Origin of the sequence: Jeotgalibacillus sp. S-D1, assembly GCF_004358665.1 — a bacterium.
In the GTDB taxonomy this organism is placed as follows: Bacteria; Bacillota; Bacilli; order Bacillales; family Jeotgalibacillaceae; genus Jeotgalibacillus.
This window is the reverse complement of sequence record NZ_SMZR01000001.1, coordinates 107,951-131,210: the sequence shown is the minus strand read 5'-3', so window position 1 is coordinate 131,210 and position 23,260 is coordinate 107,951. Positions and strand designations below refer to the sequence as shown.

Here is a 23,260-nt window from a genome sequence, read left to right as displayed (position 1 = left end):
ACCCCCTTTATTAAAGAATCACACCATCTTTGAAAATTGAAATTTCTCTAAAACCAAATTTCTCATTATTTGTTCTCTTTTCACCGGAAGCAACTTCAAGAATGTACTCAAAGAACTCTTCCGTTAATTCTTCTTTATCCTTACCTTCGATAAGGGCTCCCGCGTTGAAATCGATCCAGTTCTTTTTCTTAGCAGCGAGCGCTGAATTGGTAGAAATTTTCACCGTCGGAACAGGACCCCCAAAAGGAGTTCCCCTGCCTGTTGTAAAAAGAACGATATGGGCACCTGAAGCGGCCAGTGCTGTCACGGATACTAAATCGTTCCCAGGCCCCTGAAGAAGATTCAGGCCGCCAGAGGACATTCGGGCTCCATAGGGAAGCACATCCACAACTTCGCCAAATCCTCCCTTTTGCACGTTGCCAAGTGATTTTTCTTCCAGCGTAGTAATTCCGCCTTTTTTATTTCCTGGCGAAGGGTTTTCGTAGACATTTTGATTGTGTCTTAGGAAATATTCTTTAAAATCATTAACAAGATCAACGATTTTTTGGAAGGTCGGTACATCCTTAGCACGGCCCATTAAGATGGTTTCAGCTCCAAACATCTCAGGCACCTCTGTCAGCACAGTGGAACCTCCATTTACAATCAGTTTGTCTGAAAAAGCACCGACAAGTGGATTTCCGGTTATCCCTGAAAAGCCATCAGACCCTCCACACTTCAAACCAACTTTCAGCTTTGAAATCGGTACCGGTTCCCGCTTAAATGTCTTCGCATAGGTTGCAAGCTGTTCCATTAATTTCATCGATTCTTCAATTTCATCATCTGTATCCTGGACTTCAATGAACTTAACCCGTTCAGGATCATACTCTCCAATCACTTTCTTGAACTCTTCAATATAATTATTCTCACACCCTAAGCCCATCACAAGAATGCCGGCAGCGTTAGGATGGTGAACCAGATTGCTTAGAATTTTTTGCGTATTATGGAGATCATCACCGAGCTGAGAGCAACCAAATAAATGTGAAAAACTGAAAACGCCATCCAAATGCTCATCCTTATATTGTTCATTTGCCATCTTGGCTACGATCTCAGCTGTTTTATTGATACATCCAACCGTATTAATGATCCAGATCTCGTTTCGAATACCGACATCGCCATTTTTTCTTACGTAACCATTGAAAGTTAAAGAAGAATTCTGATTGATCACTTTGTCTTTAGTAGGTTCATATTGATAGTCCAATGTTCCACTAAGATTTGTAGAGACATTTTGAGTATGCACCCAGTCCCCTTGTTGGATTGAAACAGAGGCATGTCCAATTGGATAACCAAATTTGATAACGTTTTCATTTTCATTAATGGCTTTTATCGCTATTTTGTGACCGGCAGGAACCGCTTCGTTCAACGTAATATCTCCATCTTGTCCACCGGTTAGTGTTTCACCTGCTTCAAAGTCTCTAAGGGCAATGATTACATTATCCCGTTCATGGATGGCTATGGTTGATGTACTCATTTTTAACCTCCTATAAAAATAGTTGATTCAAAATAACAACGTTGTTATTATAATAGTGTGAAACTTTTCATCTGTCAATGAAAGTATGAGAAGTTAATTGAAAATTCGAAATTAATATGAGGTATAATAGATTCATTACATGAAGAATTATCTATCTATCAGATAGTTTTTTAAAATTAATCGATCTGTTTAGTTAGCTGTATCTGTGCATTTATCAAAAATGAATGTTAATTAGCCAACGGTAAAAAAGGAGGACCCTATGGGCGTTACAATTAAAGATGTGGCTAAAGCCGCCGGTGTCAGTTATTCGACTGTTTCAAAAGCACTTAGAGACAGTCCGCTCGTAAAAGAACCAACAAAAAAACATATTACAGAAATCGCCAGTAAGCTTGGGTATCAGCCCAATGCAGCTGCAAGAAGTCTTGTCTCTAAGAAATCTCATACGATCGGGATTGTATGGCCAACCATCGAACGTGTTGCTCACGCTTCTTTAATCACCAGTATGAATAAACAGCTTGAACAGTTATCTTATACGAGTTTAATTTCCATTAATGAAATGGAATTCGCAGTTAATGTCTTTAATCGCTATCAGGTGGATGCGATTTTAGTATTTAATGACGGCTGTTCAGAACAAAATCACGCTTCTACTGTTCCGCTAGTTACTTACGGGATTGCTCATTCAGCTACAGTATCCCCTACGGTTGATGTTCAGCGGAAAAAAGCAATTTTTCTTGCTGCTGAATATTTGCAGTCGATCGGTCATAGAAAAATCAGCTATATCGGAGCCATAGATGAGGAGGATTGTATGCAGCTGGAGAAAGAAAAAGGCTTTAAACTGGCCATAAATCAGCTCGGACTGGAAACGTATGAAGATCAGGTCATCCACGTTTCAGGACTTGAGCAATATGATGGTTACAGTGCTGCAAAAGAACTTTTAAGCAAACCCGGCAAGCCCACTGCTATCATCAGCGCCAGTCATGACTTAACGAAGGGGATTCTGCGGGCTCTTCATGAACAAAATCTTTCGGTCCCTGCTGACCTTTCTTTAATCAGCTACGACAATATCCCTGAATCATATGATCTTGATGTTCCCATCTCTACGGTCGGTGTACCTTTAGAAAAGATCACTGAAAAACTGGCTGATGTTTTAATGGATGTGATAGATAACAGCATTTCTGAGAATGTTATTTACTTAGAACCCGAGCTGCAGGTATCAAAATCCTGCAAACCCATTTAACGAATAAAAGGAGGCTGTCCTCATGACTGCAACTGTCTTTTTAGCAGGGGATTCCACAATGGCTGATTATCATTCAGATTTTGCTCCACAAGCCGGCTGGGGAATGATGCTTCAGCCGCTGCTACCACCTGATATCAGAGTTGTAAATGCCGCAATGAATGGCCGCAGTTCAAAAAGCTTTATCGATGAAGGTAGACTGTCACACATAAAAGATGAACTTTCCCAAGGTGATTATCTGCTCATTCAATTCGGCCATAACGATCAGAAAATAGATCCGGACCGTCACACAGATCCTTTTACAAGTTACAAAGAGAATTTATCTCATTACATTGAAGCTGCAACTGACAAGAAATCGACTCCTATTCTTTTATCACCCGTTGCGAGAAGAAACTTTGATCAAAAAGGACAGTTACTTTCCACTCATGGAGATTATCCGAAGGCAATGAAAGAAGCTGCTGAAGAACTGTCTGTCCCATTCATAGATTTAACAATGTTAAGTGCAAATCTATTACAAACTCTTGGGGAGGAAAAATCCAAAGATCTTTTTATGTGGCTGCCTCCCCATCAGCACTCCAATTACCCAGAAGGAGTACAAGATAACACTCATTTTAATGAAAAAGGTGCAGCCGCTATTGCAAATCTGGTTGTTCAAGAATTATCTACGCTATTTACTTTTTAAAGGAGCTGGTTTGATGTCGATCGGTGTTTTAGCACATTTATTCGGAAAACAGCCTTATGAAAAACTTGCTGCAGAAATAGGACAAGCCGGCTTTGATCATGTTCAGCTAGCACTTTGGAAAGCAGTTGAATCTCCTGATTTTAATGAAGCTGGGAAGCTGAGTCCCGGCCTGGCAAGAAAAATCAAAGACGCTTTCTCCAAAAACGGTGTATCAATCTCAGTTCTTGCATGCTATTTGCACTTATTTGAGCGTGATGAAATGAAAAGAAAAAACCACCTGGAACGCTTTAAAGAACTGCTCCGCTATGCACCTTCTTTTGGCACCAGAGTGGTTGCAGTTGAAGTTGGAAAGATGCCAGCCGGCTTTACTCAAGAAGACTGGACTACATTGCGTGCTTCCATTCACGAATTGCTTCTAGAAGCTGAGAAATGGGGTGTTATTATTGGCATCGAACCAGCTAACGACCATCTAATTGGTGATGCCAAAACCCTGCACGAATTTCTATTTGAGTTTCCTGCGACCAATCTTGGAGTCGTTCTTGACCCAGGAAACCTCCTTACTGCAGATAATCTTCACAACCAAGATGCAGTCATTCAGGAAGCATTTGAGTTATTAGGCGATCGTATAGTCGCGTGTCACGCTAAAGACCGGATCATGATTAATAACGAAATTCAGACTGCTTCACCTGGGCGGGGAAAGATGAATTATGACCTTTACTTCCAGCTGTTAAACAAAATGAAGCCCGGAGTAGATATTATTATGGAAGCTGCCAACACACCGGAAGAACGCAAGCAGTCTAAACGTTTTTTAGATGAAATGATTTTCAATGCTTGATGATCTCCCTCTTATTATGCAAATAAAAGGTGAGAAAAGTAGATTGTTAATGTGACTGTAAACATACTGAAGATCGTTGACGCCATAACAATTTGGGCAGCAAGCTCTGGTTCATTGCGGTACTCTTGTGCAATGATCGCGCTGTTTACAGAGCTTGGTACGCTTGATGCAATCAACAGCGCTTGCGCTAACACACCATCATATCCAAGTAACGAGATCACCGCATACCCAAGAACAGGCCCGATGAGCAACCTCATAAATAAGCTTATATAAACAATCAGCAATTTCGGTTTGAACGTTAATTGAGCGACTTGAGCTCCCAAAGTTAATAACGCAAGCCCAATCATGGCATTTGCGATGTATTCGCCAGGTTTCAAAATAAACGTTGGAAGCTGAACATTCGCTGCATTTAACAGCAAGCCTGCGATCATTGCATAGATTACCGGCATTTTCGCCAAGCCTGCTAAGGCCTTCAAACGACCTGTATCAATGGATTTTAGTGAAAAAATGCCAAAGGAATAAGCCAGAACACTTTGAAAGGTCATCACCATAACTTGAACCGTCATCGCAACAGGATCCTGCCTGAACACTAAATCATTTACCGGTATTCCATAGTTTCCTGAGTTAAATAGTAAAACACTATTTGTAAAAACCCCACGAACCCCTTTTGAATACTTTCCTATTGTTGCAACGATCTGCACCAGAATGTACAAGCCCACAACAAACAAGGCAAAAAAGCTGAAGACTGCCCATAAAAAATCCGGAGAAAAATTAGATTGATATAGACTTACCAGGAAAAATCCCGGGCTTAAAAAATAAATATTTAGCTTAGCAAGTGTGTATAAATCCAACTTGAATAATTTATGCATCCAAGCCCCAATCCCTACGAGAATAAAGATTGGCACTAAAATATTCACGAATATAAAAATTATTTCCATGGCAAGTTCACCCTTTACTTATTTGAAGGCTTTGTTACAGAACATTGTAACTCTTTTATACGTGACTATTGATGATTTCCACTTCAGGCTGACGTTTTCACGGTGCAGGAGGCTCCTGGACCGCCCGCTTAAAGCGAGTACCTTCCACGGAGATCAACAGACACATTTTACAGAGACATTCAAAAAAGACATGGTCTGAAGAGAAATTCCATCCCAGACTATGTCTTTATCCTCTTATGCTTTTGCAAAATGCCTTCTTACTTTAATATCTTCAATACTATCAAAGCATTTAAAGGCAAACCACATATTTAAATGAACAAAAATAGTTAAACCAAAGATTGGGATAAACCCAGGGAAATAGATAAAAAAGTAGTAAGTCGACAGCGTCCCGATCAACATAAGAATTAAGTTTCCGGGCTGTAAAAAGCCGATTAACAGCGACTGCTTCAGGTAGTGCAACAGCTTCATATCATAATGAACGTAAACTGGCAGGATATACGATAACAAGATAATGAAAGCCAATCCCACCATCATCATGAAGTAATTCATCACAGTGAAAAAGGTTCCTTCAAACTGACGGAAAAAATTCAGATCAAAATACCAAACAAGTCCAATAACCGTTAACGTCAAAGCCAGTCCATTTGAACGAAGAAATTCTCTGCGGTATACGCTCCAGAACGTTTTCACTACAGCAATATCCTCTTCACCCATGGCAGTTTTTCTCGCTACTGCATACATGCCAACTGTACTTGGTGCGAGTCCTAAAATGATCCCGCCTAACAATGTACATCCTAACCATAATAAATTGAGCAACGCAAAATAGGTAACCCATCGACAAAATACTAATACGCTGTTGAGTAATCGTCCAACCTGCATAAAATAACCTCCTTAAAAACGATTGCTGACTTTGATTATGCGGCTTTTCTCTTTTTAGCTGTTCACAATTGTTGGATTCAGTAATTCTTCTATTAAAATAGAACGTTTTTCTTTGACTGAACGCCAAACGGCTTCCCCGGTTGTGACGGCATAAGCACCGTCTTCACTTCCAGATAAAATCTTATACAGTCTCATCGGATCTTCACCCATAAACAGATCTTCTTGTATCAGGGGATCTCCTCCCCCATGTCCACCACTGTTTTTTAACACATGTATGGTTTCCTTTGCACCAAACAATGGAAAAAAATCAATGGTCTGTTCAGGAACAGGAAACGGCACACGTGATGGCGCGTGAAATTCAGTTGTTTCCAGTCGTCCTTTTGTTCCGTTGATTGCCAGACGGTACCCTTCATAAGGCAAAGAAAAATTAATAGAATAACTTAAAAGTGCTCCCTTATCATATCGAATCGTTGCAGTATAGGTATCTTCAATATCAATCTCTGAATCAAATACGCACTGGTCCGGGCGATAATTTGTATACGTGTCTTTTCTTTTGTGGTCCGAATCAATATGATCGTCTTCTACTACTGCGCTGTTGCTTCTGGAGTTCCATCTTGTGTAGTACGAGCACTCGTGCTTCACATGACAGGTATGACAATGACGGCCGTCTTCAGGCAGCGGATTCAGTTCACTCTCTCTGCCATAATAGTTTCGCGCACCAAACGCAAATACCTCTGTCGGTTTTTGATCGAGCCACCAGTTCACCAAGTCGAAGTGATGGGATGATTTATGAATCGAGAGCCCGCCTGAAAATTCTCTTTTTCGATTCCACCGCTGAAAATAACTTGATCCGTGATAGGTGTCGATGTACCAATTTAGATCCACCGAAGTGATTCGACCAAGTTTTCCTGACAAAAGTATTTCTTTGATTTTTGTATGATACGGACTGTAACGATAGTTAAAGGTCACAGTGACCTTCCCTTTGCTCTTTGCTTCAGCATCCATAACTCTTTTGCTGTCCAGCGCTGTGGTGGTCATTGGTTTTTCAGTAATCACATCTAAATCGAGCTCGAGCGCTTTTAAAATATACGTGATATGTGTATCATCCCTGCTTGTCACAATCACTGTGTCCGGGTTGGTTTCAGCGACCATTTTTTCAAATTCAAGCTCATTGTATTCGTGAACCCCTTGAATTGAAGGAAATTCTGATTTGCACACTGAAAACCGCTTTGGATCATGGTCAAGTAAGCCAACGAGTTCAGTTGTAGCTGAAAAATTATCCAGCATAGGCTGAATGAACATTCCCATTGCGCGTTTACTTACGCCACATACCGCAAACTTTTTCATCGTTTCCCTCCCTGAACTTTTTAGTCGTTTATTTAAGAATTATTTGTTCTAAACGCCCGCTTACGCTTTTGTTTTATCCAGCTTCTCCGGGCAGCTCCTCGGATCATAAGTCACTCTCCCATTTAGGCAAAGAGCGCCTAATTGGGAGATCGCCTTATGTCTGTCGGAGCTAAACGCCCACTTACGCTTTTACTTTATCCAGCTGCACCGGGCAACTCCTCGGATCATAAGCCACTCTCCCATTTAGGCAAACAGAGCCTAATTGGGAGATCGTCTTATGTCTGTCGGAGCTAAACGCCCGCTTACGCTTTTAAGGTTGGAAGTAAGTCTTGCATTTCAATACTTGCCAGTACAAACGATCCTACACCGTGCAAATCATTGTCCGTTACTGGTCTGTTTACGTAGTGTTCATAATCCCCAACACCGGTACCAATACAAATCTCCGGCATAATAAATGCACCATTGTCATCAAACTTCATTCTTTTGATTAGTCCCTTGTATCCTTTAACAGCGAATTCTTTGTATTTTTCATCAACGAATCCACCCTTAACTGCCCGGGCAATAGTATAGATAAAGAGAGCTGAACATGAGGTTTCAATCCAATTGTCTTCTTTATCCTGCTTATCAACGATTTGATACCACATGGAGGTTTCCGAATCCTGGTATTTTACTAACGTTTCGACAAGGTCACTTAATGCTCCTATGATTTCATCACGAGAAGAATGGTCAGCTGGCAAGAAGTCCAGTATTTCATTAAATGTAATGCCATACCATCCGATGGCCCGGCCCCAAAATTCAGGAGATTTCCCTGTCTCAGGATCTGCCCAAGGCTGTTTTTTACTTTCATCCCATGCATGGTGATATAAGCCGGTTTTTTCGTCTAATGTATGCTTTCTCATTAAACGTTCTTGTTCAAGTACTAGCTCTAAAAGCGCTGGGTCATTGTATTTTTTTCCATAGTTCATCGCAAAGACGCCGCCCATATACAGTCCGTCAAGCCACATTTGATATGGATAATGATCCTTGTGCCAGAACCCTCCATCCGACGTTTTATTTAATGTTGGAAACATGTTTTTCAGTTTCGTTGCTGCTGTTTTGTAACGCCGATCGCCTGTTTCTTTATCCAGTGCGAATAACAGCAGGCCTGCCTGAATGGCATCTAATTCTTTTCTGTTCCAGAGGAAATTCCCATGCTCATCAATAATGTGATCGACATAGGCTTTTATATATTCTAAATAATGATCCCCGCCTGTCAGTGCTCTCAGTTGAAGCATACTTACTAAAAACACTCCCTGATGGTAATGCCATCGTCCACCAGGCGGAAGTTCTTCCGGTTTATATGCTGCCATTAAAGAATCACATGCGGCTTTTCCCCATTCAAATGGTGTTTTCAATTCGTTTGCAACAGTGTTTCCAGCTGATTGTGTCATATTGTCTCTCTCCTGTTCTAAAATATTATCCTTTCAACCCGCTTGTACTAATTCCATCGACAATATATCGCTGGAAGAAAAAGAAGATGACGAAAATTGGAACGATACTAAGTGTCGACATCGCAAACATTGCGCCCCAGTTGGTCACTGAGTTTGGATCTGAGAAAAGCTTTAGTGCCAATGACACCGGATATTTTTCAGGGGTTGATAGGTAAATTAGAGGGCCCATAAAATCATCCCAACGCCAGTAGAATGAAAAGATCGCTGACGTCATCATCGCCGGAACAATCAATGGCACGATGATTCGGAAGAAGATCCCCAAACTATTACATCCGTCAATCCGTGCGGCTTCATCCAATTCAATTGGAATTGTTCGGATGAACTGCATAATCAGGAAAATAAAGAACGGGATTCCAAAAAATGTAGGCAATATTAAAGGTAAATAAGTATCGATCCATCCAAAAGAATTAAACATGATGTACTGAGGAATCATAACCATTTCAAATGGCAGCATCATCGTCAGCATCATACAAATAAACCAAACTTTTTTTCCTGCAAATTTAATTCTGGCAAAACCATAGGCAATGATGGTGGATGAAATAATGCTCCCTACTGTTGCCACGACCGCGATGATCGCCGAGTTTAAGAAAAAGGTAGAAAAGGTGATACCGCCAAACCCCTGCCAGCCGGTAATATAGTTTTCAAAATGCAATCCCTTAGGAATCAATGAATGTGCATCTACGAATACACTTGAGCTTTCCTTTAATGAACTGCTCAACATCCAAACGAGCGGATAAATCATAAGCGCTGTGAACACAATCATGATGGAGTGCTGAATGATTTTTTTCGTTCTTTTTGATTTTTTATTCATCCGTTTTTCCTCCTTTCCTATTTACTATCTGATTCGTAATGAACCCAGTATTGTGACGACTTGAAGATAACCCCTGTTAGGATTGCAATGATGATTAACATAAACCATGCCATGGCAGATGCATATCCCATATCGAAATACTCAAATGCACGCTGGTACATGTAAAGAACATATAGGAGGGTACTGTTGACAGGTCCTCCATTTGTTACAACAAAACTTGGCGTGAAAGCCATAAATCCCTGTATTACCTGCATGATTGTATTGAATAAAATAACAGGTGTTAAAAGTGGAAGTGTGATAATAAAAAATTGTTTAATTGGCCCCGCACCATCTACGCTTGATGCTTCATAATACGTTTTCGGTATATTTCGCAGACCGGCAAGGAAAATCAGCATTGATGAACCAAACTGCCAGCCATATAAAACGATTAGTGTCCAAATCGCTGTTGCTGGATCTCCAAGCCAAGAGTGCGTTGGAAGCCCCAACATTGCAAGAAATGAGTTTACAGCACCGTCATTTCCAAAAAGCTGACGCCACATAATAGATACAGCAATGCTTCCCCCAACAACAGATGGTAAATAAAGCAATGTACGGTACCAGCCAGCTGCTTCAACTATTTTATTTAATGCAAGAGCAACAAGGAGAGCAAAAACCAAACGAATTGGCACAGCTACCCCGGCATACATCGTGGTGACTTCCATCGACTTCCAAAATGTTGCATCTCCTGTAAACATTCGCCTGTAGTTGTCTAAACCAATCCAGTTTGGTGAACTCATCAAATCGTAGTCAGTAAATGACAGATAAAGAGAATACAATATTGGATAAAGTGTTAATAGAAAAAACCCTATCAGAAATGGTGATATGAACATATAACCTGTAAAGTTATGATTATCGGATTTTCTTTTTTTGTTAGGCATTAATGATTTAATCTGATTCACCGGTTTTGGTTTTGAAGCCACTTCACTTCCCGGTTCTGAAAATTGTTCAGATCTCTTTCGAACCATTCAATTCATCCCCTTTCAAAACATCTATTTGAGATAGCATTTCATTCGTTGTTTTTTGGTTTCCTCATTGAATGAAAATGGTCCTGATCTATAAAGCTCAGGACCACTCCCTCTTTTAAAGTTTATCGAGCAAGAATCGCTTCTGCTTTTGCTCTAAAGTCCGCCGCACCATCTGCTGGAGTCATCTCACCATACATTACCAACTCATCGATCTCTTGCAGAGTTGCCAATATTTCTGATGATTGTCCAGGGAAGTTTGAATCAATGGCTGAACTATTTTCAGTCACAAGTTCAATATAATCAAATACTTTTTGATCTGTCTCACTTAATTCTGCAGACATTTCTTCACGAATTTCTTCTTTGATCGGAACACCTCGGTCAGACCCGCTGATTTCATATACTTCAATACTGTTAGTAAAGAAGTCGATAAAGCGAGCTGCCTCTTCTTTATGCTCAGAGTTTTCACTAATTGACCATAACATCGCCGGCTTTAAGTACATTCCTTCAGTATTATTGCTCCCCGGCAGCAAAGTCATTTCCAGGTTTTGATCTGATGCACTGTCTAGAGCTGTTGCTTGATTCGACCATCTGAAGTCAAATGGCGCATCGCCGTGAACGATCAACTCATCTTCTACCCCTTTGATTTGTGCAATTGTGTCGTAACCTGGTGCAACTTCTGCATCTACTAACTCTTTATTCATCGTAAAGTAATCTTCCAGCAATTGATCATCTTCGTATCCAAGTGCTGTACCGTCTTCATTAAACAATTTATGTCCTTTTTCACGCAGATAATATTCGAAGAGATTATTCGGTTCCATTAATCTCGTTCCATATTTTCCTGTTTCTTCATGTACTGTCTTAGCAATATCGATATATTCTTCCCATGTCCAATTCTCATCCGGTGCTTCCACACCAGCTTGTTCAAGCATATCTACATTATAAAAAGCAGTTAGTGCGTTTGTACCAGTTGGAATACCCAGCATTTGTTCATTCTTCACTCCGGAATCCATAATCGTATCGCTTACCCCTTCTACGTTTATGGTTCCGTCTTCTACAAACTCAGTTAAGTCTGCAAGTAAATTTTTGTCTGCATATTGGTTCAGATATTCACCAAAGTTTTGCTGCATGATGTCTGGCAAATTATTTCCGGCTGCCTGAGCTGCCATCTTTTCGAAGTAACCATCAAATCCAGTAAATTCTGAATTAATTTTAATATCAGGATTTTCTTCTTCAAATTTCTTAATTATTTCCTGTGTCTGATCATGACGGCTTTGAGACCCCCACCAGGTCATTCTAAGTTCAACCTGACCGTCACCATCTCCCCCAGTTTCCCCTGTTGCTTCATCTGAATCGCTTGAACACCCTGATGCTAAAACGACAAGGGCAAGACCGATCGACATACTTCTTAAAAAATTCTTCTTCATCCCCTGAAACCCCCTTTTTTTGAAAGCGCTTTCTAACTTCTGAATCCATCATAATGGATTGATTATTTTTATTAAATAAAATATTCAGACTTCAGTGTTTAAAAAACAGACTTCAATGAAAACGTTGTTATTATGTTTCCTTCACTTCCCATCAATACAGTTTATTGGATAAGCCCTTTTAAAAAAGAATAAAACGCATGTACCTCCATGCGTTTAGAACTTTTCTTTATTTATTGGTTCTGATGTGTAACCACTTCGAAGTCTTACCACCCAACACCCCTTTAATCCAAGGTGAATTAATCCTTGTTCTTATACTCGGAGGGAGTCACTCCAGTGTGCTTTTTAAAAACCTGACCAAAATACCTCGGATTATTGCCGAACCCTACTGCTTCCGCCAGTTCAAATACTCTCACTTCATCTGACTGTTCCAACATCTCAATTGCCTTTTTAATCCGCTGATCAATTAAGTAGTTGGAAAAACGTTCACCCTTTTCTTTTTTGAAGAGCTTGCCAACATAATCAGAATTCATAAAGAGGATTTCGTTTGCAACCTTTGTCAAAGACAGATCCTGATCTGCTATATGCTCGTCCACATATTGAACAATCCGGTGGAGAATATTGCTCTGAGACTTCTTTGTCCGTTCGTAATACGCTTCTGAAATCTCTGTTGAAACGCGTTCAATAAATTTACGAATGTCCTCAAAGCTTTCAAGATCTTTTAATATGATGATTTCCTCTAAATAAGAATCCATGTTTTCCTTAGGAGCCTGCCTGATCATCAGCATAAATAACTCAATGCAATGAGATTTAACCAGATTCACATCATACTGATTTTCAATCACCTGCTCAACAAATGCCTGTAAGTATTGTCTGACTTCTTTGCTATTTCCGCTTCTGATCATAAAAATTAAATCTTCATGATCATATTGAAGTTTTTGAAAGCTTTTCTCGTCATTTCTCAGATCATTCGTTGTGATGATACTTCCCGCTTCTAAATAAAAACGCTGGGTAAGACAGTTCAACGCTTCACTATATAACGTTTTCAACTCTCTGATGGTCCCCTGATTGCTGACAGCGGAAGTGAAAGTAAGGTAGTAGAAACTCGAGAATTTTCTCTTTGCATTTTTAAGACGCTCTATTATTTCTGTTACATTCTGTTCTTCCATTAGAAAAACGACTTTTTCTCCCGTGATTGTAGAGAGACTAATTTGTTTATTTTCACTTAATTCGTCAGCAGCGACTTCTTTTAACGCAATTCGATGTTCATAATCGTGGGCATCATCAATACTCAGTAAGATTAGACGGAAGTTACCGGAACTGTGATCAATGTTAAACAGCTTGCTATAGTATTCCCAATCCTCTCTGCCATATTTTTTACTCGTTATATAATCTTTTAAAAATTGCTCTTTCGCTATCGGCATTACTTTTTGTAATTGAACATGCATATTCTCAATAAAATGATCCTTTTCCTGCTTTTCGTTTAGATCGTCGACAATTTGAGTTAAGGCTGCTTCTATTTTTTTTTCATTGCTTGGCTTTAATAGATAATGCTTCACATTGCACTCCATTGCGGTTTTAGCAAATTCAAATTCATCGTAGCCAGAGAGCACGATAAATTTTATTTCAGGAAAAATCTTGTGAACTTTCTGAATTAAATCGACCCCATTAATGCCTGGCATTTTAATATCTGTAATCACGATATCCGGGGGGGCTTTCATGATTAGATCAAAAGCCAACTGCCCATTATTGGCCTTCACAAAAAGTTCTGTTCCGCATCCCTCCCAATTTACCATGGTAGCAATCCCTTCTAAAATATTGATTTCATCGTCAACTAATAGCACTTTGTACATCTTGTCACCCCGCAATCGAAGGTAATAATATTTTCACTTTGGTACCTTTTCCTACTTCACTTTCAATTGTGATGCCATATTGTTCTCCGAACATTAGCTTGATTCGCTCATTGATATTTTTCAGTCCAATGCCTGAGCTTTTGGAACGGATTTCTCCTTTATAGATCCCTTCCATTTTCCTTTCTTCAATCCCCGGCCCATTGTCTTCAACAACAATTTCAATCTCTTCGCCGAGAGGCCATATATTGATTGAGATATGACATTCCGTTAACATCTCTTCCAGCCCATGCTGAATGGCATTTTCAACAATCGGCTGAATGGTTAACTTAGGAATTTTTATATAATCATGCTCAAGTAAACTATTAAATGAAAAATGCAGACGCTTATCATATCGATGTTTTTGAATGGTAATGTAGTTGTTCACAATTTCCATTTCTTCTCGTATAGTGATCATTGCTTCTTTCTTACTTATTATGTTTCTCATCATGTTCCCTAATGCTTCAACCATGACCGATATTTTTTCCTGCTGATTCATTTTGGCCAGCCAATTAATCGAATCCAGCGTGTTGTAAAGAAAATGTGGATTAATTTGAGCTTGAAGCGCTTTGTATTCTGTTTCTTTAATCATGAGCTGCTTCGTATAGTTTTCCCGAATCAATTCGTTTATTTTGTCAATCATTAATTTAAAGTTCACATGAAGTAGACCAACCTCGTCGTTATAGTATTTATTAGAGTCTTCAAACGACAGACCAAAGTTCCCTTGTTGAACCTGTTTCATTCTTTCTGATAGTTTTTCAAGTGGTTTTGAAATATTTCTAGCTGCTCTTCTGCTTAATAAAACGGTTAAGATCAACATAAATAAAAATAACAGTACCATGATTCGCTTGATGGCTTCTGTCTGTCTCGTAATTTCTCCAAATGGTAAAAAATGATAATAGGTGAGATCCGAAAACCTTGAGTGTTTATAAGTTGTGAGGTAGTCATTCCCGTTCACTACATTTGTTTTGTAACCGTTATCAAAACTTTCTATCGGAAGAGTAACCGTTCCTAATTCCCCCTCTTCACTTTGATAGTAAATTTCTTCATTCATTGTGATAATAAAATTTTTATTAGGTGAAAAATTCAACGTTTCCTGTACAAGTCTATTCATGTCGATTGTAATAACTAAGTAACCTAATTTATTCAGATTTAGGTTGTCCTTGCGTCGGATTAATCTTGACGCAGAAATATAATTCGGCTCATCGATCCGTGACCATACATTCGCGCCACCCGCATCAAATGCAGCTGACATTAGTTCTTCAGCAGCGTTTGAATTAATCCTTGTATTGGAGCCTGATATATACCTTTCTCCATAAACATCACGCACTTGGATTGATGAAATATAATGCTCAGAATTAGCAAACATAAGCAAACGCTCGATCAATCGCATTCTTGCCTGGAAAATCTCAAAGTCAATCTGGCTGTTTGTAATGGTACGCAAATCCCTTTGGATAAATTCATCTGTACTAATTTGAAAAGACATTACTTCTAATGAATTTAATTCTTCATCAATGACCGTTGAAGATAATTGAAGCGTTGCAACAGACTGTTCGGCAATGCGTTCCTCATACATAGACGTATAAAATTGATAGCTAACTATCCCAATTAAGCAAAAGATTAATAACAATAGCAGTGAAATGGAGAATATCTTGTTTTTAATTTTAAAGTTGCTGTAAAAAGGTTTAACCCTCATGATATCCCCCTATTTTCACTTTTTTCAGTTTATTATAACATGGTAGCGAAGGAACAAAATTGATCATTTCGTTATATAGTTAGTCCTGCTACAAACATTATTGGACGTTTTTCATTAATTTATCCTGCTTTGCAGCGTGGTACACAATGAAACTAACTATAATGAGACCTGTCAACTCACCTAATGACGCTGCAAGTGCCCCGTTTACTCCGTTCAAATAAGGGAAAGAAGCGACAAGAGCAAATAGCGCGATAAACACTACTGCCATATTAGCAAGCTGAGCTGCGAGCATTCTTCTCGTTTTACGACGCAGCATTAAAAAACCATTTAAAAAATCTACCCACGGAAATACGAGCGTTTTAATAATGAAAAACTTTAGTACAACCAATGTTTCAACAGCAAGATTTTTATCAGCCCCCATCAATGTCTCCATAAAATATAAGCCTGCGGGCGTATAACATAAAATGATTAATGACAGCGCTGGTAATAAGCTGACGGGTGTAAAAAAGGTAATCACCTTTTGTTGGTTCTTTTCAAAAAGCTGTAAAACGAGCTGATGAGTATACATAAAAAAACTCAGCAGCATCTGAGTAATGCTAAACGCAAGAGCAAAGGAAGCAATACTCAATTCAATCTCATTGGATTTAGATAAAAACACATATATAACTGGAATTAACATGGTCTGTATTAAAAAATAAAACACGAGTGGAAAATAAAAGTTAAGGATTTCTGTTTTTTTCAGATCTGATTGATCTTCCTGATAATGTTCTTTTAGCAAGGAATGTCCCTTCCAGACGCTGATTACACATTCAATCATCATTCCAATTAAGAAAATCATGGCACCTGTCATACTCGTGACATATCCAAATATCACAAAGAGATAAGACGCTAAAAACATCGCACACAGTCTAATCACGACCATAATGGACAGCCATTTTGTTTCCAATTGATTGATTATGATCCCCTGATAAATACCGCGAATGCCAGAGAAGATAATAACAAGCGTTATGACTTTAAATGTACGAGAGATTGTTGTAACCATATTTTCGTTGGCATTAAACAACTGGATGTATACCCATCCTTCTATAGGTGTGAAAGACAGGATCATACAGAAACCGATAAGAACCCCAATCACAAGCATCATGAAATGGTTTAGCTGTTTAAACGATTTCAAATCCTTCACAAGCGCGGAACATGTTTGCCTAAAAACAATAATCGGCCTCTCAATAATGCCAAACAAAGAAAAAGCCACTGCATAACAAGCAATGATAAATGCTGCATCTTCACCTCTGCTTAATGTGCCGTTGATAATAACATGGGTAATCGATGTTAAACTGGCGGAAAATCCAAGAGGAATAAAAAATGCTGCCAACTGTCTATAGGTAAATGAACTGTTATGATTACTCAATTAGGAACCCTTCCTTCTAGCTTGTTAAAAGGTATCTGTTAAATTCTCTTTTCCTTTATCTCACCAAAATCGCCGGACGTTTCCACAGCTGATTTCCTAAATTTACTTCAATCATTGGGAATTGACCGGTGTAAGAAATGATCGTGGGACTGGAACCCTCAATAAAGATCGTGTCCTCGGACTTTACTCCAGCCAAACTTGGATTCCACGCATAGACCTGACTGGTTTTAACCTCAAAAGACGGATCTGATGGCAGCAAAAGCTGCTCTCTGGAATGATAACCGGATAGCCCGCCCTGATGATGAAACTTCCATTCATCTGGATATCCCTCTGTTTGGTAAGCATCTTGCATCACATTAAATAACTCCTGTGAATGTACTCCTGAAGTTGTTGCTGCGATCATTTTGGCGTCGATTGTCGCCACAGATCGATGAAGGTCAATCAGTTCATAAGAAAGCTTCCCAAAATGAACTAGACGAGAAACCGAAACGAATACTCCCTTTCGGCGGCCACATACTACCAGCAATGCATACTGCTGGAGTTTTTTTGATGTCGGAAGTGGATGCCTTCTTTGATATATCCGGTCATCTGCAGCTACGAGATTAACAATCGGTTCGATTTCTCTTTTGAGACATTCCCGAGCAAGGTACGAGGCAACCTCAAACTCTGAATCACCAATTGCAAGATTAAATGCTGTTTGCTCAATGGCTTCCGCAGTTTGTCTTCCCAGTAAAAATAAACTATCTTTTTCTTCTTCCAATACCGTTAATCGCAGCTGGAGTAGTTCATTTTCCAGCTCAAGATCTACTTTCATTGCTAATAAATCGGTATATTTTTGTATAATGTTAGTTGATTTCTCCGGCTCATACCACGGAAACGTTTCTACTATATCAATGGTCCCCTGAATCTCTTCTTCTATCATACGGTTTGATTCTATATTATTTACGATTAAGATCACCTTATCTGAAGTCACCAAAATCGCAGCGATCGATTTTTCGGAAGCTGAATTAATAAAGCTTCTGGCACCTGTTAGCCATGAAACATTTTTTTGTAAGGTAAATAAAAGACCTTCAATACTGTTTTGCATCAGGACATTTCGCACCGCTTCAACTTTCCTGTCAAATATTGTTGTCATATTGCCCTCCTCAGCTTTTTTCGCGAATAAAAAACTGCCAAGGCAGTCCATGCTCGTGATCGCAGGTATGCTCACTTGTCATTTCATGCTGGCAGTTTATCGATTTATTTGTTGTGGAGCCATTTATGATCTGGATCTTCATAAGGGTAAAGCTTGCGTCCAGTCTCCCCTGCCATAAACCACAGGTAGTAGACTTCATATCCTCCGGCACCCCCAACAGGATGGTATCCGATATCAATAGCAAAGCTGTCACCGTTTCGAATTGGATAAGCAGCATCAATTGACCCGTCTTTCGTGTAATGATGCTGAACACCAAACCCTTGTTCTGGATTCACTTGATAGTGATAAATCTCCTCTAAATGCGGCTCCTCAGGAGCAAATTCTCCGTCATGCTTATGAGGAGGATATCCAGACCATTGACCAGGATGATTGATCGTCTCTCCTAATACAATTCGATCTACTTTACCGTCTGCCTGAGCAGCTAAAATGTCAAAAACGGTACGATTCCATTGTTTTTCTCCCCGATTGTGTACAACAACATCCTCAGGACGCACAACGAATGAAGCCGTTTTATTTTCTGCTTTCACCTTACAAATGGCAATGACCACATCTGTGTCAGCCGCTACAGCATAAGAAGATTGGCACGGAACATAAACCGTAGTCGCTTTGTCTTCAAAAACCGTACTTCTACCTCCTAGTTTTTCCCATCTAACTCCTTCAGCCTCTATGGTTGCCTTACCCGATAAAATTACCAGTGCTTGTTCATAGTTATCTGTATTTGTATGATAGGATTCTCCCTGATCAAGAATCAACTTTCCAAAAGCCAGATAATCCAATAATTCGTACCGCTCACTAAAAATATCTTGATAGCCTTTTTGGTCCTGCCCCTTTATAAATCGTTTCATGTTTTCATCCCCTTTAAAGTTTAATATTTTTAAGTAAAGTTAAAACATAAATTAGCTTATAAAAACAAAATAACAACGTTGTTATTTTATTATATAGAAAGATTCAGATTTTTTCAACTTCTCCGCAAAAAAAGATCTCCCATTTGAAAACAGGAGACCCTAATGGGGTATACTTATTGATCAATCCTTACAATATCCTCATCTTCATGTTCTCACCACTAATCATTTCACATAACAGTCTTGCTCCAAGTTTCGAATAAACAGTTCCATTTCAACCGAAGCCTAAGCAGTAGTATACATTTTCTTTCACAGGGTGCTCGCCAATGAAAGGCAGTTCATCATTTGATTTACCAAAGCATGCAGCTCAGGCATTATTGCTACGATCCGGCCAACCTTAGTTGTCCGCATATAGAAGTACGGACGTTTTGTCATGATTTGCAGCAATCGCATAGGTGCGATTCAGTTTAGCACCAAGTTTTTGGGTAAATTACTTTCTTTGTTCTAGATTGTTCCAGTCTCTTTTTTTGTTTCTATCTAGTAAATGGCGTTCTTTTAACGCTGTCGATCATTTCCTTGCCTGTCGCATCCCATTTTAGTGCCCGGTAAAAGGAATCATGGTAGAAGGTAAACCACCAATTTTCTTCTATCCCTTTTTTCACCCATTTTTGCTTGGCTGTAATGGACGTCATGGGATAATCATCGTAAGCCAGCACCCAAAGAGGATTCTGATGGGCATGGGTTGGCATAAGATCGGCCATATGTATCATGGTCTCACCGTTCTGTTCCACTACGACAATCGAATGTCCGTCGCTGTGTCCGCCAGTATGGATCATTTTTACGCCTGGAATAATCTCTATTTCTTCGTTAAAAGTAATAACCTGATCCTCAATGGGTTTCCAGTTATCTTCCCAGTATGTATTTCGAGAACGGATATTGGGCTCCCGCAGCTCATCCCATTCCACTTTTGACGTATAAATTTTAGCATTAGGAAAGGAAGAGACCAGCTTATCTCCGTTTATTTCCGTTAATCCACTTGCATGGTCAAAGTGCATATGGGTCATTAGAATAATATCAACATCCGTACTTTTAAGGTTCAGCTCATTTAATGATCGTTCAATATTCGATTCTCTTGTAACACCATAATTTCGTTTTTGCTTATCAGACAGCTTGCCATGACCTACACCGGAATCGATTAGTATATGATGGCTGTCATTTGTCAGTAAAATCGGTTCAGTTGGCAGCTCGATTTGATTTAAATCATTGTGAGGATATTTTTTTGACCATAACGGTCTTGGCACAACACCAAACATTGCTCCCCCATCCATATTTGTAATGCCTCCATCCAGCCATCTGACTGTCCACTCTCCAAAAATAAATGAATCCATTAAACTACCTCCTTATTGAATACGCTTCCATTTTAACATATTTAAAATCCCGATAAATAGAAAACAGAACGCTGCGATAAGCGTTCTGTTTTCTATTTATTGATAGCGAACTTCACATCGGTAAATCCGCTGGCCCTTTTTTGAAAATCGCTCTTCATATTCTGTCATGATATTCCCTTCAAATTCACTTTTGTGAAGGTCAAGGCTAACATACGTTAACAGCATGCCATAAGAAGAAAAGCTTTGAAGAGAATATTCAAACAGCCCTTGATTATCTGTTTTAAAGTGAATTTCTCCATTAGCAGGAAGTACAGATTTATATAAGTCTAAAAAGGTTTTAAATGTCAGCCGGCGTTTTTCATGACGATTTTTTGGCCATGGATCAGAGAAATTTAAATAAACGCGGTTAACTTCTCCTTTTTCAAATACAGACGTTAAATCCTCCGCATTAATATTCAGGAGCTTTACATTGGGCAGATCCACTTCAATCAAACGGTCAAGCGCAGTAACAATGATGCTTTCAGACAGTTCTATTCCAATGTAATTAATTTCCGGATTGGCTCTGGCCATTTCAGTAATAAAGCGACCTTTCCCCGTACCTACTTCAATATGAATTGGATTTGAATTTGCAAATTCTTCAGTCCATTTCCCTTTTAAGCGGTCAGGATTCGGCACTGCAAATTGCGGAAAGTCGGATAATCGCTCGGCAGCCCAAGGTTTATTTCTCGTTCTCATAATTGTTGCACCTCTTATTCAATTTAAAAATAGCCTCGGATGATTTTTCTAAATGGTTCTTTTAGAAAAAGGCACCGGGCTATTTCTTTTTCTCAGTCGGACAATAGCTGTAAAAGCTTTGCTGTAAAAATTTCATCCATTTGTTTACATCATGCAGACGGCCTTTTTCTTTTTGCCATTGAAGCATAAGTAAAGCCTGGCAGACTACATACCATTTCATCCGCAACCGGAATTCATTCGTTAAAGCTACGCCATACTGCTTCATCCAACTTTCCCAATCTTTTGCCGGTATGTACCAGTATAGGAGCATGCCAACATCTACAGCAGGGTCGGCTAACATAGCACCATCCCAATCAATCAGGAACAGTTCATCTTCATCAGACAGCAGCCAATTATTATGATTAACATCTCCGTGGCAAACCACGTACTCTGTTGTTCCAACATTCTCTACATTCGCCTGCAAAAAATCAATAGCATCCATCACCGGCTTTAATAACGTCAGCTCGATATCAAGAGTGGATTTTACTTCTTCCAGCATAAAAGACGGCTCATACGTTTCTTTTCCTAATCGACGCAGCATAGAGGTTAGCGGTTTGGAGCTATGAATTTTTTTTAATAGGCGCGCTACCCTTGCTCCAGTCATTTCATCTGCTGACAGTTCACGTCCGCTTAGCCAATGCTGAGCGGTTATGACATCGCCATTTTCAAGACGCTTGGTCCATTTTAGGCGGGGAACAATTCCCTCTGCCGATAATACAGCGAGAAAAGGAGAAGAATTGCGCTTTAAGAACAGTTTTTGCTCATGAAATTGTGCAAAAAAAGCTTCGCCGGAGGCTCCGCCTGCAGACATGATTTCCCATTCTTTATCAAACAAGTGTTCCAATTCATTCACCTTCTATATCTTTGTCTTTAGGAAACATACTTTTTCTAAATAAAATAGAAAAAGATAGCTATTGGCGCTTAAAAGACAATAGCTATCCTTTTTAAAATTCTATCGTTTCGGAGGGTCATTCGTCAAGACCTTAGTTCTTTCAAGTTTCACTAATCTCCAGTTTTTTTGACAAACTTCGACTTGAATTCCGGCATTTTCTGACATCAATCCAGCTTCTTCACCATCCGCATGGATCAGCACATGATTTCCTGACCATACTTCAACTTTTTTTCCTCGGATAACATCTACTTCTTTAAAACGTAAATGACCGCCCCAGAACACACTGATAAATAAAGCCAGAAACTTTAATTTTGATAAATGATGAACCACGATAATATCAAGTATTCCATCTTGTGAATCGGCATTTGGCGCGATTTTCATTCCGCCTCCATAAAATGGCTGGTTCGCAAGCGTAATAAACCATACTTTCTGCCAGCTATTAGTCTTTCCATCTATTTCAATCTGAAAGTCACCAGGCCGGTAAGTAAACAGATGGCGCAGAAGATAAAATACATAGACCAGCCTGCCGGCTTTGAACCGATTCAGCCATTTTTTTAATGCAGACCGGTTGGAGGAATGTGCAACTGCCGCATCAAAACCGACACCCATATTGTTTACAAATGAGCCTGTTTTTGGACCTTCAAAATATATACGATCATGCAGCTCCACATTTTTTACCGATTGTTTTAATAAGTACATCGTTTCTTTTGTACATGGGAAGGAACCAAAATGACGGGCGAAGTCGTTGCCTGATCCGGCAGGAAGACAGGTAATATGAGCATTCTCAAAACCAGCTGCACCATTTATCAGCTCATGCATCGTTCCGTCTCCGCCCATACCGGCAAACAGTACCAATTCATCAGGATGCTGCAAGCACCATTCTCTTATCCGTCCGGAGGCTTCAAACGGTGCTTTCGTTACCCAATATTCTATATTTTCCTGAACACAGACTGGTTCAATATCCGCAAATAGACGCATTGCCTGCCCATTTCCTGCTGCGGGGTTAATGATCAAGATAATCTTCATACTCT

20 protein-coding genes are annotated in these 23,260 nt (G+C 39.5%); 3 read left to right on the top strand and 17 right to left on the bottom strand.

Going from position 1 to position 23,260, the window contains the following annotated elements; genetic code table 11:
- Positions 1 to 10: 10 nt before the first annotated feature.
- On the bottom strand, positions 11 to 1,507 hold the full coding sequence (locus E2R51_RS00680) for a UxaA family hydrolase (RefSeq protein ID WP_133375068.1): 1,497 nt from the start codon (positions 1,505 to 1,507) through the stop codon (positions 11 to 13).
- Between the two features lie 259 nt (positions 1,508 to 1,766).
- Here E2R51_RS00680 and E2R51_RS00675 point away from each other — a divergent pair, with 259 nt between their 5' ends.
- The 3 genes from E2R51_RS00675 to E2R51_RS00665 are packed head-to-tail and all read left to right on the top strand — an operon-like array spanning position 1,767 to position 4,258.
- Entirely contained in the window at positions 1,767 to 2,744 is a 978-nt protein-coding gene (locus tag E2R51_RS00675) for a LacI family DNA-binding transcriptional regulator (protein ID WP_133375065.1), read from the top strand.
- Between the two features lie 22 nt (positions 2,745 to 2,766).
- Positions 2,767 to 3,423, top strand: coding sequence for a rhamnogalacturonan acetylesterase (locus E2R51_RS00670; protein ID WP_133375063.1), 657 nt, complete (start codon positions 2,767 to 2,769; stop codon positions 3,421 to 3,423).
- Between the two features lie 13 nt (positions 3,424 to 3,436).
- The gene (locus E2R51_RS00665; protein ID WP_133375060.1) at positions 3,437 to 4,258 is read left to right on the top strand and encodes a sugar phosphate isomerase/epimerase family protein; all 822 of its coding nucleotides are present in this window, start codon (positions 3,437 to 3,439) and stop codon (positions 4,256 to 4,258) included.
- A gap of 14 nt (positions 4,259 to 4,272) precedes the next feature.
- Here the strand turns inward: E2R51_RS00665 and E2R51_RS00660 are convergent, their stop codons facing one another.
- The 16 genes from E2R51_RS00660 to E2R51_RS00585 form a co-directional block, all read right to left on the bottom strand.
- Positions 4,273 to 5,196 (bottom strand): AEC family transporter, encoded by a 924-nt coding sequence (locus E2R51_RS00660; RefSeq protein WP_133375058.1) that lies wholly within the window; start codon positions 5,194 to 5,196, stop codon positions 4,273 to 4,275.
- Positions 5,197 to 5,430: 234 nt separating this feature from the next.
- Positions 5,431 to 6,072: a YesL family protein gene (locus tag E2R51_RS00655; protein ID WP_133375056.1), complete on the bottom strand. Its 642-nt coding sequence runs from the start codon at positions 6,070 to 6,072 to the stop codon at positions 5,431 to 5,433.
- 54 nt (positions 6,073 to 6,126) lie between these two features.
- Positions 6,127 to 7,419 (bottom strand): Gfo/Idh/MocA family protein, encoded by a 1,293-nt coding sequence (locus E2R51_RS00650; protein WP_133375053.1) that lies wholly within the window; start codon positions 7,417 to 7,419, stop codon positions 6,127 to 6,129.
- A gap of 302 nt (positions 7,420 to 7,721) precedes the next feature.
- Positions 7,722 to 8,849 carry a glycoside hydrolase family 88/105 protein gene (locus E2R51_RS00645; RefSeq protein WP_133375051.1) on the bottom strand — a complete coding sequence of 376 codons (1,128 nt, stop codon included), beginning with the start codon at positions 8,847 to 8,849 and terminating at the stop codon, positions 7,722 to 7,724.
- Positions 8,850 to 8,874: 25 nt separating this feature from the next.
- Positions 8,875 to 9,720: a carbohydrate ABC transporter permease gene (locus E2R51_RS00640; RefSeq protein ID WP_133375049.1), complete on the bottom strand. Its 846-nt coding sequence runs from the start codon at positions 9,718 to 9,720 to the stop codon at positions 8,875 to 8,877.
- 17 nt (positions 9,721 to 9,737) lie between these two features.
- Positions 9,738 to 10,637, bottom strand: coding sequence for a carbohydrate ABC transporter permease (locus E2R51_RS00635; RefSeq protein ID WP_133376286.1), 900 nt, complete (start codon positions 10,635 to 10,637; stop codon positions 9,738 to 9,740).
- 209 nt (positions 10,638 to 10,846) lie between these two features.
- On the bottom strand, positions 10,847 to 12,148 hold the full coding sequence (locus tag E2R51_RS00630; RefSeq protein ID WP_133375047.1) for an ABC transporter substrate-binding protein: 1,302 nt from the start codon (positions 12,146 to 12,148) through the stop codon (positions 10,847 to 10,849).
- 296 nt (positions 12,149 to 12,444) lie between these two features.
- Positions 12,445 to 13,998: a response regulator gene (locus E2R51_RS00625; RefSeq protein WP_133375045.1), complete on the bottom strand. Its 1,554-nt coding sequence runs from the start codon at positions 13,996 to 13,998 to the stop codon at positions 12,445 to 12,447.
- 4 nt (positions 13,999 to 14,002) lie between these two features.
- The gene (locus tag E2R51_RS00620; protein ID WP_133375043.1) at positions 14,003 to 15,730 is read right to left on the bottom strand and encodes a cache domain-containing sensor histidine kinase; all 1,728 of its coding nucleotides are present in this window, start codon (positions 15,728 to 15,730) and stop codon (positions 14,003 to 14,005) included.
- Between the two features lie 97 nt (positions 15,731 to 15,827).
- Positions 15,828 to 17,138, bottom strand: coding sequence for a multi antimicrobial extrusion protein MatE (locus E2R51_RS00615; RefSeq protein ID WP_133375041.1), 1,311 nt, complete (start codon positions 17,136 to 17,138; stop codon positions 15,828 to 15,830).
- A gap of 55 nt (positions 17,139 to 17,193) precedes the next feature.
- The gene (locus E2R51_RS00610; RefSeq protein ID WP_165967099.1) at positions 17,194 to 18,273 is read right to left on the bottom strand and encodes a M24 family metallopeptidase; all 1,080 of its coding nucleotides are present in this window, start codon (positions 18,271 to 18,273) and stop codon (positions 17,194 to 17,196) included.
- A gap of 104 nt (positions 18,274 to 18,377) precedes the next feature.
- Entirely contained in the window at positions 18,378 to 19,178 is an 801-nt protein-coding gene (iolB, locus tag E2R51_RS00605; protein ID WP_133375037.1) for a 5-deoxy-glucuronate isomerase, read from the bottom strand.
- Between the two features lie 530 nt (positions 19,179 to 19,708).
- Entirely contained in the window at positions 19,709 to 20,563 is an 855-nt protein-coding gene (locus tag E2R51_RS00600; RefSeq protein ID WP_133375035.1) for a YtnP family quorum-quenching lactonase, read from the bottom strand.
- A gap of 96 nt (positions 20,564 to 20,659) precedes the next feature.
- Positions 20,660 to 21,298: a tRNA (guanosine(46)-N7)-methyltransferase TrmB gene (trmB, locus tag E2R51_RS00595; RefSeq protein ID WP_133375033.1), complete on the bottom strand. Its 639-nt coding sequence runs from the start codon at positions 21,296 to 21,298 to the stop codon at positions 20,660 to 20,662.
- A gap of 79 nt (positions 21,299 to 21,377) precedes the next feature.
- Positions 21,378 to 22,181, bottom strand: a complete 804-nt coding sequence (locus tag E2R51_RS00590; RefSeq protein WP_133375031.1) for a phosphotransferase family protein — start codon at positions 22,179 to 22,181, stop codon at positions 21,378 to 21,380.
- A gap of 108 nt (positions 22,182 to 22,289) precedes the next feature.
- A complete protein-coding gene (locus E2R51_RS00585; protein ID WP_133375029.1) occupies positions 22,290 to 23,255 on the bottom strand; it encodes a diacylglycerol/lipid kinase family protein in 966 nt (321 codons plus the stop codon).
- Positions 23,256 to 23,260 lie beyond the last annotated feature (5 nt).

Excerpts from the sequence above, each read along its gene's own strand:
- E2R51_RS00680 (WP_133375068.1), bottom strand. The coding sequence starts at position 1,507 with ATGAGTACATCAACCATAGCCATCCATGAACGGGATAATGTAATCATT.
- E2R51_RS00675 (WP_133375065.1), top strand. The coding sequence starts at position 1,767 with ATGGGCGTTACAATTAAAGATGTGGCTAAAGCCGCCGGTGTCAGTTAT.
- E2R51_RS00670 (WP_133375063.1), top strand. The coding sequence starts at position 2,767 with ATGACTGCAACTGTCTTTTTAGCAGGGGATTCCACAATGGCTGATTAT.
- E2R51_RS00665 (WP_133375060.1), top strand. The coding sequence starts at position 3,437 with ATGTCGATCGGTGTTTTAGCACATTTATTCGGAAAACAGCCTTATGAA.
- E2R51_RS00660 (WP_133375058.1), bottom strand. The coding sequence starts at position 5,196 with ATGGAAATAATTTTTATATTCGTGAATATTTTAGTGCCAATCTTTATT.
- E2R51_RS00655 (WP_133375056.1), bottom strand. The coding sequence starts at position 6,072 with ATGCAGGTTGGACGATTACTCAACAGCGTATTAGTATTTTGTCGATGG.
- E2R51_RS00650 (WP_133375053.1), bottom strand. The coding sequence starts at position 7,419 with ATGAAAAAGTTTGCGGTATGTGGCGTAAGTAAACGCGCAATGGGAATG.
- E2R51_RS00645 (WP_133375051.1), bottom strand. The coding sequence starts at position 8,849 with ATGACACAATCAGCTGGAAACACTGTTGCAAACGAATTGAAAACACCA.
- E2R51_RS00640 (WP_133375049.1), bottom strand. The coding sequence starts at position 9,720 with ATGAATAAAAAATCAAAAAGAACGAAAAAAATCATTCAGCACTCCATC.
- E2R51_RS00635 (WP_133376286.1), bottom strand. The coding sequence starts at position 10,637 with ATGCCTAACAAAAAAAGAAAATCCGATAATCATAACTTTACAGGTTAT.
- E2R51_RS00630 (WP_133375047.1), bottom strand. The coding sequence starts at position 12,148 with ATGAAGAAGAATTTTTTAAGAAGTATGTCGATCGGTCTTGCCCTTGTC.
- E2R51_RS00625 (WP_133375045.1), bottom strand. The coding sequence starts at position 13,998 with ATGTACAAAGTGCTATTAGTTGACGATGAAATCAATATTTTAGAAGGG.
- E2R51_RS00620 (WP_133375043.1), bottom strand. The coding sequence starts at position 15,730 with ATGAGGGTTAAACCTTTTTACAGCAACTTTAAAATTAAAAACAAGATA.
- E2R51_RS00610 (WP_165967099.1), bottom strand. The coding sequence starts at position 18,273 with ATGACAACAATATTTGACAGGAAAGTTGAAGCGGTGCGAAATGTCCTG.
- iolB (WP_133375037.1), bottom strand. The coding sequence starts at position 19,178 with ATGAAACGATTTATAAAGGGGCAGGACCAAAAAGGCTATCAAGATATT.
- E2R51_RS00600 (WP_133375035.1), bottom strand. The coding sequence starts at position 20,563 with ATGGATTCATTTATTTTTGGAGAGTGGACAGTCAGATGGCTGGATGGA.
- trmB (WP_133375033.1), bottom strand. The coding sequence starts at position 21,298 with ATGAGAACGAGAAATAAACCTTGGGCTGCCGAGCGATTATCCGACTTT.
- E2R51_RS00585 (WP_133375029.1), bottom strand. The coding sequence starts at position 23,255 with ATGAAGATTATCTTGATCATTAACCCCGCAGCAGGAAATGGGCAGGCA.